Genomic DNA, 16,443 nt, shown 5'->3' on the forward strand with positions numbered 1-16,443 from the left:
GCAATTAGTCAGAATGCATTGGATGCGATACAATAAAGTCACGAAGAACAAACATCGTGAAAAAAGAAAAAGGAGCGAATACATTATGGTAAAGTTATATGATGGCGGCGCATATCTGGTAAACGGAACAGAGATCGTACCGGAAGCAGAAGCTGCCAAAGTAGAAGCACTCACCGGAAAAAAGGCAGAGAAATCGGAAGCAAGAAAGGGCACCATGGCTTACGGCATCATGGAGGCACACAACACATCCGGAAACATGGAAAACCTGAAACTGAAATTCGATGCAATGGCCTCCCATGATATCACATTTGTAGGAATCATCCAGACAGCCAAGGCATCCGGAATGGAAAAATTCCCGATCCCGTATGTACTTACAAACTGCCACAATTCTCTCTGTGCAGTAGGTGGAACCATCAACGAGGATGACCACATGTTCGGCCTTTCCGCAGCAAAGAAATATGGCGGAATCTATGTACCACCTCACATTGCAGTTATCCATCAGTATATGAGAGAGAATTTTGCAGGCTGTGGAAAAATGATCCTCGGTTCGGACTCCCATACCCGTTACGGTGCACTTGGAACCATGGCCATCGGCGAAGGCGGCGGTGAGCTGGTAAAACAGCTTCTCTGTGATACCTACGATGTTTCATGTCCGGAAGTGATCGCAATCTATCTGGATGGAAAGCCAAATCCATGGGTAGGACCACAGGATATCGCACTTGCTATTATCGGTGCAGTGTTCAAAAACGGATATGTGAAAAACAAAGTTATGGAGTTCGTAGGACCTGGCGTGTCTTCCATGAAAACAGACTTCCGAAATGGTATCGATGTTATGACAACAGAGACTACCTGTCTTTCTTCCATCTGGAGAACAGACGAGGATACAAAAGAGTTTCTGACCATCCATGGCCGTGGCGGAGATTACAAAGAGCTGAATCCTGCAGAAGTTGCTTACTATGATGGCGTGGTTTACGTAGATTTAAGTACCGTAAAACCAATGATCGCACTTCCGTTCCATCCGAGCAACACCTACGAGATCGATGAGCTCAATGCAAACCTGAAAGATATCCTTCACAATGTTGAGGAGGAAGCAGCAAAGGTTGCCCAGGGCAAAGCACCGTTCCACCTGGTAGACAAGATCACAGACAAAGGCCTTCAGGTACAGCAGGCAGTCATCGCAGGATGTGCAGGCGGTAACTACACAAACGTAGTAGAAGCAGCACATGCACTGAAAGGCAAAAACACAGGCGACGGAGAATTCAGTCTTTCCGTATATCCGTCTTCCCAGCCTGTATTTATCAACCTTACAAGACAGGGTTATATCGCAGATCTTATGGAAGCAGGTGCAATTATCCGTACTGCATTCTGCGGACCGTGCTTCGGTGCAGGCGATACTCCGTGCAACGATGGCTTAAGTATCCGTCATACAACCAGAAACTTCCCGAACAGAGAGGGAAGCAAGCCAGGAAACGGCCAGATGTCCGCAGTTGCACTTATGGATGCACGTTCCATCGCAGCAACAGCAGCAAACGGTGGTATCCTTACATCTGCAGAAACTCTGGATTGCTGGGGAGATGTACCGGAATACACATACGATAATACCGTTTACCAGAAGAGAGTTTACAACGGCTATCAGAAAGGTGACGAAAAGAAAGATCTTGTCTATGGCCCGAATATCAAAGACTGGCCGGAGATGAGCCCGCTTACTGACAACATCCTTCTGAAAGTTTGCTCCAGGATCCTTGACCCTGTAACAACAACCGATGAGCTGATCCCATCCGGAGAGACTTCTTCCTTCCGTTCCAATCCTCTTGGACTTGCTGAGTTTACTCTGTCCAGACGTGATCCGGAATATGTAGGCCGATCCAAAGCTGTGGACAAACTTGAGAAAGCAAGAGTTGCAGGAGAAGATATCTTTGCAGCAGAGCCGGAACTTGAGAAGATTTTTGCAAAGATCAAAGAACTTCCGGGACAGGCAGATGTAGAGCCGTCTCAGACTGAGATCGGCAGTATGATCTACGCAGTAAAACCAGGCGATGGTTCTGCAAGAGAGCAGGCAGCTTCCTGCCAGAGAGTCATCGGCGGACTTGCCAATATCACAAAGGAATATGCAACAAAACGTTATCGTTCCAATGTTATGAACTGGGGTATGATCCCATTCCAGATGAACGGTGAGCCGGATTTCGCTGTTGGTGACTACATTTATGTACCAAACATCCTTGAGGCCCTGGACGGAGATCTCAAAGATATCAAAGCTTATGTGATCGGAGATGAGATCCGCGAGCTCTCACTCTACATCGCAGACATGACAGACGACGAGAAGAAGATCGTAAAAGCCGGCTGTCTGATCAATTACAACAGAAACCGTAAATAATAATATATAACCGCGTAAATAAACCGGTAATTCCATAATTTTCCCTTGAGCAAAAAGGTCTGTCTGGCAACAGGCCTTTTTGTGAACTTATGTAAAAGGAGTATACGAATCATGAAAAAAACGATCCAGCAGCTGGTAGAAGAACTTCGAGAGTTTTCCACCTCAGAATTATGTGATGGTGTGGGTGCGGGAAAATATCAGACCATGGATTATCACATCCGTCAGATGGTCACAGATAAAAAGATTGTAGGTCCTGCCTACACAGTAAAAACCCCCATTGGCATCAGCGGACTTGTTCCTGACGGGATTCTGAAGATCCAGGAAGGCCAGGTTATGGTCATTGCAGGGAAAGGATACTGCCAGGGCTCTTACTGGGGAGACCACCGAAGCATCTGTGCGGCCATGAAAGGCGTGGAAGGCGTTGTGATCGACGGAGCTTTCCGTGATCTGGAAGGATGTCGTGAAGCAGGAATGCCCATCTATGCCAGAGCCGTCACTCCCGGAAGTGCCGGAAAAGAATCTCTGGGAGAACTGAATGTTCCGGTTATGTGCGGCGGAGTTATGGTTTGCCCTGGTGATATCATTGTGGCAGACTGTAACGGTGTCCTGGTGTTGAAACCGGAGGAAGTGGAAGGTGTGATGGAACGCGCCAGAAAGAAGATCCAGGCAGAAGAAGAAACCATCCGCAGGATGAAAGAAACCGGCGAGATCCTGCCAAGAGTGATCATGAAGAAATAGCATCTGATAAACAACAGGCATATATGAATTCCCTTTCTGAATTTTCCAAATGAGCAGTCACGGGATAAGATATAAGTAAGAAAAAATACCAAGTGATCAATACAGGAGGGAATCAAATGGGCTTACATATCATTGATGAGGCAAACCGCTGCCTCAACTGCAAAAAACCAATGTGTCAGAAAGGATGTCCAGTGCATACACCGATCCCGCACATCATCCAGATGTTCAAAGAAAACCAGGTTATGGAAGCAGGAAAAGAATTATTCGAAAACAATCCCATGTCCGTGATCTGTTCCATTGTCTGTAATCATGAACAGCAGTGTGTGGGAAACTGTGTGCTTGGAAGAAAAGGTACTCCGGTACATTTCTCCAGCATAGAAAACTATATTTCCGATACTTATCTGGATCGTATGGAAATTCCAAAAGTTCAGAAAAAAGGGAAAAAAGTGGCAGTGATCGGTGCCGGTCCTGCCGGTATCACAGCAGCAGTTATCCTTGCAAAGGCAGGCTACGATGTGACGATCTTTGAGTGGAAAGATAAGATCGGAGGGATCATGCAGTACGGAATCCCGGAATTCCGTCTTCCAAAAAGCATTCTGGACAGATATCAGAAACGTCTTCTGGAAATGGGGATCAAGATCCGTCCAAACACGACCATTGGAGCTGTTCTGAAGATTGATGATCTGCTCCGCGACGGCTACGCCAGCATTTTTGTAGGAACCGGCGTGTGGAAGGCAAGAAACTTAGGGATCCACGGAGAATGTCTCGGCAATGTACAGTTTGGTATCGACTATCTTGCCAATCCTTCCGGTTATCAGCTGGGTGAGAATGTGGCAGTGATCGGCATGGGAAATGCAGCTATGGATGTGGCAAGAACTGCACTCCGTAACGGCGCAAGACATGTAACCCTCTATGCAAGAGGAACCAGAGCAGCCGCAAGCTCCCATGAGATTTCCTATGCTCAGCTGGATGGTGCGGAGTTTGTATTTGGAAAAGAGATCCGCCGCATCACAGAAAAAGGCCCTGTATTCAGTAATTCTATTCTGGATGAAAACGGAAAAGCCATCGGTTTTGAGGAAGAGGAAGAACAGGTGGAAGCAGATTCCACCATTATTTCCATCAGCCAGGGACCAAGAAGAAAACTGATCCGTACCACCGTTGGTCTGGAAGGATCTGACCGCGGTCTTCTGATCGTGGATGAAAATGGAATGACCACAAAACCAGGCGTTTTTGCCGCAGGTGATGTAACTACCGGTTCCAAAACTGTGGTACATGCAGTAGAAGGTGCCAAGATCGCAGCCATGGGAATGATCCGCTACATGGAAGAGAACTGATCCCCGATAAAAAGGCCATGAAAAAAAGGAATATCTGTATTGCGAGAAGCAATTTTATTTTCGGAAACCTCCCGCTTATAATAAAATCATAAAAACAAATCAAAACGTTCAGCCAGACGTAAACACTAAGGAGGTAATCCACTTGGGAAAGTCATTAACAAGAAAAATCATTGAATCTCATTATGTATCCGGAAGCATGGTTCCTGGGGAAGAAGTTTTTATCAAAGTAGACCAGACACTGACTCATGACATCAACGCAGTCATGACTTATCTGGCATTTGAGGCCATTGGCCTTGACCGTATCCGCACAGAATGCAGTGTCAGCTATCTGGATCACAACCTGCTCTATGTAGATCACAAAACACCGGATGACCACATTTATCTTCAGTCCGCAGCAAAGAAATTCGGAGTTCATGTGTCCAGACCTGGAAACGGTATTTGTCATACCGTACACGTAGCAAGATTCGGTGCTCCCGGAAAGATCAGCATGGGCGGCGACAGTCATACCCCTCACGGCGGTTCCATCGGAATGCTCTGCATTGGTGTGGGCGGAATGGATGTTGCCACAGCAATGACCGGTGTTCCTATGAGATTGAAAATGCCGCGTGTGGTACAGGTTTATCTTACCGGTGAACTGAAACCAGGTGTAAATGCCAAAGAAGTGATCCTGGAAATGCTCCGCAGAGTATCCATCAAGGGTGGCCTTGGAAATGTTTATGAATATACAGGCCCGGGAGCTGCAAAACTGGAAGTGCCACAGCGTGCCACCATCACAAATATGGGTGCGGAACTTGGTGCCACAACCTCCATTTTCCCGGCAGACGAGCAGGTACATAAATTCCTGAAAGCTCAGGGAAGAGAAGAAGCATACACAGAACTTCTTCCGGATGAAGATGCCGAATACGATGATCGCATCGAGATCGATTTAAGCGAACTGGAACCTCTTGTTTCATGTCCTCATCAGCCGGACAATGTCATCCCGTTAAAGGATGTGGAGCGTAAACCGGTACAGCAGGTCTTCATTGGAAGCTGTACCAACACAAGCTATGCAGATGTTGCAAAAGCAGCTCTTGTTTTCCAGGGAAGACAGGTAAATGAAAATGTAAGCTGTACCTGCGGAATTGCTTCCAGACAGACATACAAGGAACTTCTCCGCGATGGATATCTGGACATGCTTATTGATGCAGGTGTCCGTATCCTGGAGATCGCCTGCGGACCGTGCTGTGCCATCGGTCAGACACCGGCAACAGAAGGAATCGCAGTCCGCACTTCCAACCGTAACTTTAAAGGTCGTGCCGGAAATCCTAACGCAAAGATCTATCTGGTCAGCCCGGAAAGCGCTGCAGCAACAGCCATCAAAGGAACCTTCGCATCCGCAGAGGAAATCCTTGGAGATGATGTAAAGAAACTGGCAGAGATCCACGAGCCGGAGGAATATATCGTCAACGATTCCATGATCATTAAACCGCTCCCTGAGGAAGAAGCCAGAAAAGTAGAGCTGGTAAAAGGACCGAACATCAAATTCCTTCCTGTACCGGATGAACCGCAGCAGCATCTCTGTGTGCCGGTCAGCTTAAAAGGCGGAGACAATATCTCCACTGATGATATCACACCGGCAAGTGCGGAGTTTTCCAGCATGCGTTCCAACATTCCTCTGATGAGCAAATACTGTTATCACCGCTATGCCCCGGATTTCTCCGAGCGTGCAAGAAAAATGGGCAAGAGCATCATCATCGGAGGCGAGAACTACGGTCAGGGTTCTTCCAGAGAACACGCAGCCATTAACCCCATGTATCTTGGAGTAAAATGTGTCATTGCAAAGAGTATCGCCAGGATCCACAAAGGAAATCTGGTAAACCATGGCATTATCCCGATGCTGTTTGAAGATCCATCCGTATACGATAAGATCGATCAGGAAGATGAGCTGGAGATCAACAACCTTCTGGATCAGATCCCAACCAGAAAAGTAGAAGTTACTGATAAAACAAAAGGATTTTCCTTCCAGGTAAAACTGGATCTTTCCGATAATGAAGTAGAAGTAGTATTAAGCGGCGGTCAGCTCCGTTATCTCAAAAAACAGCTGGCAGCCCAGGATAAATAAAGAAAGGAGCTTCCGATATGAAAGCTGAAGATATTAAGACCGCACAGGAAAAATTTGGAGAACTGATCCGCGGAGAAGAAACAAGAATTGAAAATATGAAAAAATCCTCCGTACCTACCGATTTTGCAGCACTGGATAAGATCGTTGTGGGTATTCTTCCAGGAGACGGTGTAGGCCCGATCCTGATGAAACAGGGCCTTCGTGTGTTGAGAGAACTTGTACCGGATGAGATTGAATCTGGCAAGATTGAAATCCGTGAAATTGAGGGGCTGACCATTGAAAACCGTGTGGCAAAAATGGAAAGCCTTCCGGCAGAAGTTCTGGAAGAAGTAAAAAAATGTAACGTACTTCTCAAAGGACCGATGACAACTCCACGTGCAGGAGACGGACTTCCAAATCTTGTAAGCGTAAACAGCCTTTTAAGAAGAAATCTGGAACTTTTTGCAGCAGTGCGCCCTATTAAGATCCCGGAAAAGAATATCGACTGGACTTTCTTCCGTGAGAATATCGAGGGAGAATATCTCTGGGGTAACAAAGGTATCCAGGTTGATGAAGACCTTGCAGTTGATTTCAAAGTACAAACCATGCAGGGAAGCGAGCGTATTGCAAGAGCAGCTTTTGAATTTGCAAGAAAGAACGGAAAGAAAAATGTAACTATTGTTACAAAAGCAAATATTGTCAAACTTGTAGATGGTAACTTTATCAAAGCGGTACGAAAAGTAGGAGAAGAGTATCCGGAAATCGAGATCCAGGAGCGTCTGGTAGATGCCATGTGTGCGAAAATGCTGGATCCGTCCTTTAACCAGGGTATGGAAGTAATTGTCCTTCCAAACCTCTACGGTGATATTGTAACAGACGTTGCAGCAGAGCATGCCGGCGGACTTGGAACTGCCTGCTCCTCCAACATCGGAAACCAGTACGCACTGTTTGAGGCTATCCACGGAACTGCTCCGTTCCTTATGAGTCACGGAAGAGGCGAGTATGCAAATCCGTGCAGCCTGATCCGCGCCGTAGGCCAGATGCTGATCCATATCGGTTATGCAGACAGAAACGAACTTCTGGAAAAAGCTCTGGAGATCTGTACCGTTACAGAGAAAAAACTGGTTGTCACAACAGAGACCAAAGATGCAAGCGCAGCAGAATTTACCGATTATCTTCTGGATACCATCCGCAGCCTGAAAAATAACTGATTGATTTCAGACGATAACAGCCTCCACACAGTCTGAGCATATAGCACATATTCAACCTCCGCAGAAAGCGGGATATCTGTCGGGATATCACGCTTTTTGTGGTGAAAAAAGATAAAATCTTTCTGCCCGTTGAGAAATATTGCGGATTATGTTAAAATAACAGCATATTTGGGGCATTTACCCTCTATATTGTGAAAAAACAACAAAGGAGAATGTTTATGAAAGATTCAGACTGGGAGATCCTTTATGAACTGTATAAAAATCCGAATATGACCAAGGTGGCAAACCTTCTCTACATGACGCAGCCATCCCTTACCAAAAGGCTGCAGCATATGGAATCCGAGTTTCAGGTGACCATTGTCAACCGGACACCCAAGGGACTGGAATTTACGGAAGAAGGCGAATTTCTCGGCAAACAGGCCGGAGAATATCTGGAATTTCTCCGGAAGACCAAAGAAAAACTGAAAGAATATCAGGAAAATTCCGAGGGCGTGATCACAATAGGAAGCTCCTATACCTACAGCAAGTATACCCTGACCGATGTTCTTGTACAGTATAAAGCCAAACATCCAAACGTGGAATTTAACATTGTCAATGAACAGAGCAATATCCTTTTCCGCAAGATGCTGGAAGATTCCATTGATGTGGGCTTTATCCGTGGAGATTATGATGGCGCCGTAAACCGGACCCTGATCGGACGCAACGAAGCGTATCTGGTAACCAGAGAACCAGTGGAATTCGACCAGCTTCCTTCCATGCAGCGGATCGGATATAAGACCAATGACCGTACCAGAGAACTCCTTGACGGATGGTGGAAAGACTGGTTTGGAACCGAATGTCCGGGAAGTATGGTCGTGGGATATATTGATGTTGCCTGGCAGCTGATACACAGAGGCCTTGGCTATACCATCTGTTTTCTTCCGGATAATTTTGAGAATACCTATGATCTCTGCCTGACACCTCTGAAGCGAAAAGACGGTAGCAGCGTGATCCGAAACACCTGGTTCATCTATTCCAAAAACAAAAGGATCAGCAAGGTACTGGAGGAGTTTATCGCCTACATAGAGGGGAATTTCTCCCTGAAAGGCAGATAACCATATGAAAGATATTGATTGGAAGATCCTGGCTGTCCTGGCAGAAAAGCGCAGCATCACCAAGGCTGCAGATGCCCTTTATATGACACAGTCCGCCCTGACCAAAAGGCTGAAATCTATTGAGGCAGAGTGGAATGTGGAGATCGTAAAACGCAGCAGTCAGGGAGTCACTTTCACGGAAGAAGGCCGCTACCTTGTAAAAAAAGCCAATATCATCCTGGATTTTCTCCAGGAGATCCGGGATCATCTGGCAATAAAAAGTGAACACAGGGAGCTTCTCCGTATTGGCGTGCCCAACTCTTTTGCACGTCTTCATATGCCTGCGCTTTTCAAAGCCTATAAAGAAAAATATGACAGGCTTCAGATCGTGACTGTTCCCAATTCCAGTGATATTCTCATGCAGCAGCTCATCGACGGAACGGTGGATATGGCCGTGATCTGCGGAGACTACCCTTACCTTGGGGAAAAAGTCTGCCTGTTCCAGGAGAATCTTTATGTTGTGACGCCTGCAAACATGAAAGAAAACGAGATAGGACAGCAGCCATTGATCAAATCCTATCTGAATCCTATGGTGGAGATGCTGGTGAACCAGTGGTGGAAATATCATTTTGGCAGCCTCCCCCATGAGGCATACCGGGTACCCTATGCAGATATTGCCATTGGAATGGTGGAAAACAACCTGGGGATCACATTTATCTTTGGAGATAAATGGCGCTTAAGTTCCGAACAGGTGCAGAAGATTCCGGTATACGACGAACAGAATAAACCGGTCACAAGAAAAGTCTGGCTGATGCTTTCCGAGAAATGCTTCAAAAGCCAGCAGATCATGGATTTTGTGTCTATGGTGGAAGAATATTATCATGTAAACAGTCTGGACTGACCAATAAAACGAGTGCTTTTAGAGAGATGATTTCGATCATCTCTCTTTTTTTAGTCTGCTTTCTGTCCGCAAAAGAGAATCGCCATTCCGTTTTGGAATGGCCTTCACAGTCTTTATCTGAATTTCAAATTGACATCCGTATTTCATATAATCATATTATCAAGATCGTTAAAAAAATACATCTAATAAAAGGAGGAACCTGTATGAAATACGCATATGTGGGATGTCGTACAACAAAAGAACGAAATGCGAGAGGAAAAGGCCTGAAAGTCTATGAAATCTGTGAGGGCACCGGAAACTGGAAAGAGATCCAGTGCCTTTCCACAGAGCCGAACCCATCTTATCAGACCCTGGATCTGGAAGAAAAATATCTCTATTCCGTTCATGGTGACATCACAAAAGTAAGCAGCTACAAAATTCTGGAAAACGGTACTCTGGAACACATGAACACCATTGATATCGGCGGAAAGAACCCAGTATTTATCACCGTTGACAAGACAAACAGTTATGTTGTGGTTGCCGCACTTCAGGGCGGAGCTGTCTATGTGATCAGAAGAAACCCGGACGGAACTTTAGGAGAGATCGTACATACCACACATCTTGAAGGCAAAAAAGAAGGCACCATCTCTTTTGCACACCAGTGTATCTGGGATCAGAAAAAAGAGTATCTTTTTGTGGTAACACAGGGACGTCTCCAGGGATATGGCCAGGTAAAAGTATTTCGTTTTGACGCAGAAAACGGAATACTCACAGAGACAGATACCTACCGTTCCAGAGAATACGATGAGCCAAGACACGTATCCATCCACCCGAACAACCGTTACGTTTATCTGATCAACGAAAAAGGAAACAAAATGACCTACCTGCAGTTTGATGATGTAAACGGCAAACTTACCGCCATGCAGAACCTTCCGTCCCTTCCTGCCACTTACACAGGAGAAGGACAGGCCAGCGCATCCCTTCTTGATAAAGAAGGCAAAATCCTCATCGGCTCCAACCGTATCCATGAATCTATCGTAGTATACCGCATTGACCAGAATACCGGTTATATGACAGAACTTGGATATTACCCGTCCTTAGGACTGACTCCAAGATTTATCACTTTTGATCCGGAGTACAGAAACTTTTACATGGCAAACGAAGACAGCGATACCATCGTTGAGATGAAACTGGATTCCGAAACCGGACTTATGACTTATACCGGCAGGATCATTCCTACAGAGAGCCCTGTCTGTATCACATTTCGATAGGAGGCTGCCTTTATGAATCTTGGTTTAATTTCATTAATTTTGCTTCTTGCAGCAATTATCATCGGTTTTGTAAGAAACTGTAACGTAGGTATCCTCTGTATGGCATTTTCCATGATTCTCGGAATCATTTATGGCATGGATGTAAAAGAGATTCTCAGTGGTTTCAGTTCCTCTCTTTTTATCCAGATGGTAGGAATCACCTATCTGTTTGCTATTATCAGCGGAAATGGCACTCTGGAACTTCTTGCCAGAAAAATGGTAGGACTTGTTGGAACAAAACGCCATCTGATCCCCTTTGTCATGTATATTCTCGGATTTGCCATCTGTGCGGTAGGACCTGGAGCGATCCCGTCACTGGCCATTGTTCCGGTTATCGCAATCCCGGTAGCTGTATCCGCAGGTGTGAACCCGATCATGACAGCGATCATCGGTGATCTTGGTGTCATGTCCGGCCGTATGAGCCCTCTGACACCGGAAAGTGCCGTTGTCCGTGAACTGATGGAAGAGCAGGGCATGAAAGGAAATACACTGCCGATCATGGCTGCAATGATCGTTACTGCACTTGTTACTATGATACTGGTATACATCTATTACAAAGGATGGAAAGTTGATGAGACTGTTGCTCTTCAGCAGGAAAAACTTCCTGCATTTACAGGAAAACAGTGGCTTTCCATTCTGGGACTTGTTGTTCTTGTAGTAGGAGCTCTGTTCTTCTCCTGGAATGTAGGACTTACCGGATTTACCATCGGTTCTGCACTCCTTGTTCTGGGATGCGGTGACGAAAAAAAGGCAATCGCAGCCATTCCATGGAATGTAATCCTTATGGTTCTTGGCGTAGGAATCTTGATGAATGTAATTTCTCTTTCCGGTGGAATTGATATTATGGTATCTGCGCTGGAAGCTATCATGGGAAAACGTACAGCTACTATGATCATGGCGATCGCAGCTGGTCTGATGTCATTTTTCAGTTCCGGACTTGGTGTGGTATTTCCAACTCTGATTCCTACAGCAACAGGTCTTGCAGGCGGCCTTGGCGTCAGTGCACTGGAGCTTGTTGCCGTGATCGTTATCGGTGGAACGGTTTCCGGTTTCACCCCGATCTCCACAACCGGAGCTCTTATCATGGCCGGTGTGTCACAGCAGGAGAATGCGGAAGAACGTTTCCCGCAGAATCGTATGTTTATTGAGCTTTTTGCAGTATCGTTTATTGCACTGGCAGTACTTGCCATCTTTGCTTTTGCAGGAATTTACGGACTGTTTATTTCCTGATAATTCCCAAAAGTTATATTTCCATTCTTTTTCACAATTATACAAATCGCTCACAGTGATTTATGATGGATACAGAAAGAAACTTAAGCATCACATGAGGAGGAATAAACCGTGAAGATCATTAAAAACGCAGTTGCCGGTACACTGGAATCCAGCGATGCTCTGGTAACCGTAGAACCAAACGCAGAAGGAGCAGGGATCGAATTTGATCTGGACAGTGTTGTAATCAACCAGTTCGGAAACAGCATCCGTGCCACTGTTATGAACACTCTTGAAAGACTGGATGTCCGTGATGTAAAGATCAGCGTTGTAGATAAAGGTGCTCTTGACTGTACGCTGAAAGCAAGAGTGGAGGGAGCTCTTTTCAGAGGAGCAGACCAGAACGAAAATCTTCCATGGGGAGGTGCCATTCGATGAATCCAAATAAAAAAAGATTAAGAAGAACCATGATGTTCCTTAACTGTCAGAAACCAGGACTTATCAAAGATCCGTATATCTACAAACCGGATTCCATTATGCTGGATCTGGAAGATGCAGTTGCTGAGAAGGAAAAAGACGCTGCAAGATATTCCCTTTTCCATGCACTTCGTGAGATCGATTATCACGGTGTGGAAACAGTTGTCCGTATCAACGGTCTGGATACACCATACTGGAAAGAGGATATCCGTTGTGCAGTTGCCGGTGGATGTGATTCCATCCGAATCCCGAAAACCGAAAGTGCAAAAGATGTACATATGGTAGAAGAAGCAGTTGCAGCTGCAGAGAAAGAATTCCACCGTCCGGAGGGAAGCGTCCTTATCATGGCAGCCCTGGAATCCGCAAGAGGAATCATGCGTGCGTTGGATATCTGTGAAGCATCAGACAGGCTTTTCGGAATCGCACTTTCCGGAGGAGATTACACCAAAGATCTTCAGACACATATCACAGGCACAGGCGTAGAGCTTATGGGTGCCCGTCAGAACATGGTGATCGCAGCAAGAGCCGCAGGTGTTCAGTGTTTTGATACGGTTTACACAGATCTTGACAATATGGAAGGCTTCCGCCAGGACGTAGAGACCATCCATCTTATGGGATTTGACGGAAAATCCATCATTAACCCGAGACAGATTCAGGTTGTACATGACATTTACACACCTTCCAGAAAAGATATCATCTTTGCAGAGAAGGTAGTAAGAGAAATTGACGACAAAAAAGCCAAAGGCATCGGCGTATTTACCGTTGACGGAAAGATGATCGATATCGCATTCTATGACGGTGCAAAGAGAACCATCGAACTTGCCAAAGCATCCGGCGTGTATGAGGGGGATTTATAAGATGTTAAATAAAGTTGGAAGAGAAATCCCGGAAGAAATCCTGAAACAGACAGGAAAAGAAGTTTTTCAGGGAAATTATTACAAAGATAACACAGAATTTCAGAAACAGGGACCCATTACAAAAGTAGTTATGAACCATGATACCAGCAAAATGGTAAGTTCCATCCACGAAGCCCTTGTAAAATGTGGCGCTCACGATGGTATGACACTTGGTTTCCACCATCATTTCCGTGACGGAGATCTGGTTGTAAACATGGTTATGCAGGAAGTCCACAATATGGGGATCAAAGATGTTACCATCTGTGCAAGCTCTCTTGGAAAAGCACACGATGCTCTGGTACCGATGATCGAGGATGGAACCATCACAAACATCCAGTCCTCCGGTGTCCGTGGAAAGATCGGCGAAGCCATCTCCGCAGGAAAATTAAAAGGACTTGCCATCATGCGTTCCCATGGCGGACGTATCCGCGCCATCCAGACCGGTGAAACTGTCATCGATATCTCCTTTATCGGAGCACCGACCTGTGATGATTACGGAAACTGTAAAGGTGTTGGCGGAAAAAGCGACTGCGGTGTCCTTTCCTATTCCTTCGTAGACGGAAACCATGCCAACAAAGTAGTTGCTGTCACAGACTGTCTGGTACCGTTCCCGAACTATCCTGCAGATATCAACATGACAAAAGTTGATTATGTCTGCGTGGTAGATCAGATCGGTATTCCGGAAAAGATCGCTTCCGGAGCAGCCAAACCAACTACAGATGTAAGAAAGCTGATGATGGCGGATTACTGTACACAGGTTGTTGTAAATACTCCGTATTTCAAAGACGGTTTTGCATACCAGACCGGTGTCGGCGGTGCCTCCATCGCATCTGCAGCATCTCTCGGAAAGATCATGAAAAAGCGCGGGATCAAAATGGGATTCGCAGTGGGCGGCATGTCCAAAGGCATGTGTGACCTTCTGGATGAGGGCCTGGTAGGAAAACTTCTGGATACACAGGATTTCGATACTTCCGCAGTAGAATCCGTAAAACGTCCGAATCATCACAGGATCAGTGCCGGCGCTTACGCAAATCCATTTAACAAAGGTGCATTTGTAAACAAACTGGACTACGTAGTTCTTGCCGCACTGGAGATCGATGTAAACTTTAACTGTAACGTTGTTGTGGGCTCCGATGGTGTGATCACAGGTGCACAGGGCGGCCATCCGGATGCAGCCATGGGCGCAAAATGTACCATCGTGATCTCTCCGCTGGTACAGGGACGTATCCCGGCGATCTGCTCTAATGTTACAACCGTTACCACACCTGGTGAGTCTGTAGATATTGTTGTCACAGATTACGGTGTTGCGGTAAACCCGGCACGTCAGGATCTTCTGGATGCACTGAAAAAAGCAAATTGTGTACCGTTGAAGACTATTGAAGAACTTCGCGATATCGCATATTCTATCACAGGTGAGCCTGAACCGGTTCAGTTTGGTGACCGAGTTGTAGGTATTATCGAAGGTCGTGAAGGCACCATCATGGATGTTGTCCGCCAGGTAAAACCATTTACCTTTAAAGAAGCATAAATCGAATCTATCGTTATGATATTGGTAACCACCCACAAATTATAAACCTCTCTATGAAAAGAAAGCTCTACTGCCATGGAGCTTTCTTTTTTTGTACGAAATTTTCCGGGACTTTCCTTTTTGGCATAACAGCATAATGACAGAGAATTAGATTTCGGGGCAGAGCTTTGTTATAGTTATCTTAAGAAGAAAAGAAAAGCAACCGGAGGAAAAACCGGATAAGGAGGAAATGATCATGATGACAAAAACAGTAAAAAATTACGCAACCGCAAATATCTTTGGACCATACATCTTAATAATGAGACAGGTTCCGGGACGCAGATGTTCCAACACCCCAAAAGAAAAAGACAGAGAAAGACAGCTGTTTCAGGTGATTGACGATTATGTAGAGCAGGCATAAATCCTGTTCTTCCATAAAACATAAGAGTGATAGGAGGAGTGATCTCATGTATGCAAGAGCGAATGCGGCAGTGCTTACCTCTGCAGAAATAGAACAGTGTATCAAAAGTGCGATCCTTGGAGAAGTTTATACTACTCCAAAGCCAGGACTTGTAGATCGTCATGACAATGGTGCTCACCATGATATGAACGTGTATACTTTTGAAAGAAGCGCCGATGCCATCACTCCCTATCTGGCAAAAATGTTCTTTGAAGGATATTTCTGGAAAAGAAATCTCCAGAATCTTTTTCCCAGGATCCGCCGAACAGGAGTGCTGGCAGAAAAAGCCATGTTTCGTGCAACAGCCCAGGTCAACACTCATAAAGGACTGATTTTTACCATGGGAATCCTGTCCGCCTGCGCCGGACACTGCTATGCCAGGATTCGTCGGTTTGATACTGCAAAAATCCTTGCTTCTGCCAGCGAAATGACGGAAAAAGCGCTGGAAGCAGATTTCTATGAAATGAGTCAGAGAACACCGGTAACTCATGGAGAGATCCTTTTTCAGAAATACAAAGAACGTGGAATCCGTGGAGAGGCCCAGAAAGGTTTTCCTATCATTGGAAAAACAGCGCTTCCTCTGGTGAGACAGTACCGTGCCATCGGGCTTGATGAGAACCGTTCCAATATCAATGTTCTGCTGCGGATCATGATGGAATTAAAGGATACCAATGTCTGGAGCCGTGGATCCTACGCAGATGTCATATGGATCCAGGAGCAGGCAGAAAAAATCTGGAAACCGGGCGGCGCTTTTTTTGAAACCGGCATGAAAAAGATCGAGAAGCTGAATCAGGAATGCATCCGCAGAAATCTAAGCCCCGGCGGTGCGGCGGATCTGCTGGCGGCAACCCTGTTCTTATACCAGCTGGAAAAAATGATATAGGAGAAAAGGAC

Annotated in this window: 14 protein-coding genes; all 14 read left to right on the top strand. The window is 45.8% G+C overall.

The features are described 5' to 3' along the window. Window positions 1–85 precede the first annotated feature (85 nt). Window positions 86–2,374 carry a hydratase gene (locus tag KQI39_RS01575; RefSeq protein ID WP_216415931.1) on the top strand — a complete coding sequence of 763 codons (2,289 nt, stop codon included), beginning with the start codon at window positions 86–88 and terminating at the stop codon, window positions 2,372–2,374. A 111-nt stretch (window positions 2,375–2,485) separates the two neighbouring features. Further along, the gene (locus KQI39_RS01580; RefSeq protein ID WP_216415933.1) at window positions 2,486–3,112 is read left to right on the top strand and encodes an RraA family protein; all 627 of its coding nucleotides are present in this window, start codon (window positions 2,486–2,488) and stop codon (window positions 3,110–3,112) included. A 116-nt stretch (window positions 3,113–3,228) separates the two neighbouring features. Beyond that, window positions 3,229–4,446, top strand: coding sequence for an NAD(P)-dependent oxidoreductase (locus KQI39_RS01585; protein ID WP_216415935.1), 1,218 nt, complete (start codon window positions 3,229–3,231; stop codon window positions 4,444–4,446). 142 nt (window positions 4,447–4,588) lie between these two features. Then, the gene (locus KQI39_RS01590; RefSeq protein WP_216415937.1) at window positions 4,589–6,547 is read left to right on the top strand and encodes an aconitate hydratase; all 1,959 of its coding nucleotides are present in this window, start codon (window positions 4,589–4,591) and stop codon (window positions 6,545–6,547) included. Window positions 6,548–6,564: 17 nt separating this feature from the next. Then, complete coding sequence (locus KQI39_RS01595) at window positions 6,565–7,737, top strand: isocitrate/isopropylmalate family dehydrogenase (protein WP_216415939.1); 1,173 nt, start codon at window positions 6,565–6,567, stop codon at window positions 7,735–7,737. A gap of 218 nt (window positions 7,738–7,955) precedes the next feature. After that, window positions 7,956–8,831 carry a LysR family transcriptional regulator gene (locus tag KQI39_RS01600; protein WP_216415941.1) on the top strand — a complete coding sequence of 292 codons (876 nt, stop codon included), beginning with the start codon at window positions 7,956–7,958 and terminating at the stop codon, window positions 8,829–8,831. Window positions 8,832–8,835: 4 nt separating this feature from the next. Further along, entirely contained in the window at window positions 8,836–9,711 is an 876-nt protein-coding gene (locus tag KQI39_RS01605) for a LysR family transcriptional regulator (protein WP_216415943.1), read from the top strand. Window positions 9,712–9,914: 203 nt separating this feature from the next. Next, entirely contained in the window at window positions 9,915–10,961 is a 1,047-nt protein-coding gene (locus tag KQI39_RS01610; protein WP_216415944.1) for a lactonase family protein, read from the top strand. A gap of 12 nt (window positions 10,962–10,973) precedes the next feature. Beyond that, complete coding sequence (locus tag KQI39_RS01615; RefSeq protein ID WP_216415945.1) at window positions 10,974–12,230, top strand: SLC13 family permease; 1,257 nt, start codon at window positions 10,974–10,976, stop codon at window positions 12,228–12,230. 111 nt (window positions 12,231–12,341) lie between these two features. Then, on the top strand, window positions 12,342–12,647 hold the full coding sequence (citD, locus tag KQI39_RS01620; RefSeq protein ID WP_216415946.1) for a citrate lyase acyl carrier protein: 306 nt from the start codon (window positions 12,342–12,344) through the stop codon (window positions 12,645–12,647). Then, window positions 12,644–13,543: an aldolase/citrate lyase family protein gene (locus KQI39_RS01625; protein ID WP_216415947.1), complete on the top strand. Its 900-nt coding sequence runs from the start codon at window positions 12,644–12,646 to the stop codon at window positions 13,541–13,543. The genes citD and KQI39_RS01625 overlap by 4 nt, the downstream gene beginning before the upstream one ends. Before the next feature lies 1 nt (window position 13,544). Then, window positions 13,545–15,110, top strand: coding sequence for a citrate lyase subunit alpha (citF, locus tag KQI39_RS01630; protein ID WP_216415948.1), 1,566 nt, complete (start codon window positions 13,545–13,547; stop codon window positions 15,108–15,110). 235 nt (window positions 15,111–15,345) lie between these two features. Then, window positions 15,346–15,510 (top strand): hypothetical protein, encoded by a 165-nt coding sequence (locus KQI39_RS01635; RefSeq protein ID WP_216415951.1) that lies wholly within the window; start codon window positions 15,346–15,348, stop codon window positions 15,508–15,510. 46 nt (window positions 15,511–15,556) lie between these two features. Further along, window positions 15,557–16,432, top strand: coding sequence for a triphosphoribosyl-dephospho-CoA synthase CitG (gene citG / locus KQI39_RS01640; RefSeq protein ID WP_216415953.1), 876 nt, complete (start codon window positions 15,557–15,559; stop codon window positions 16,430–16,432). The last annotated feature ends 11 nt before the right edge of the window (window positions 16,433–16,443 follow it).

Origin of the sequence: Blautia sp. MSJ-36, from assembly GCF_018917985.1 — a bacterium.
Lineage (GTDB): Bacteria > Bacillota > Clostridia > Lachnospirales > Lachnospiraceae > Blautia_A.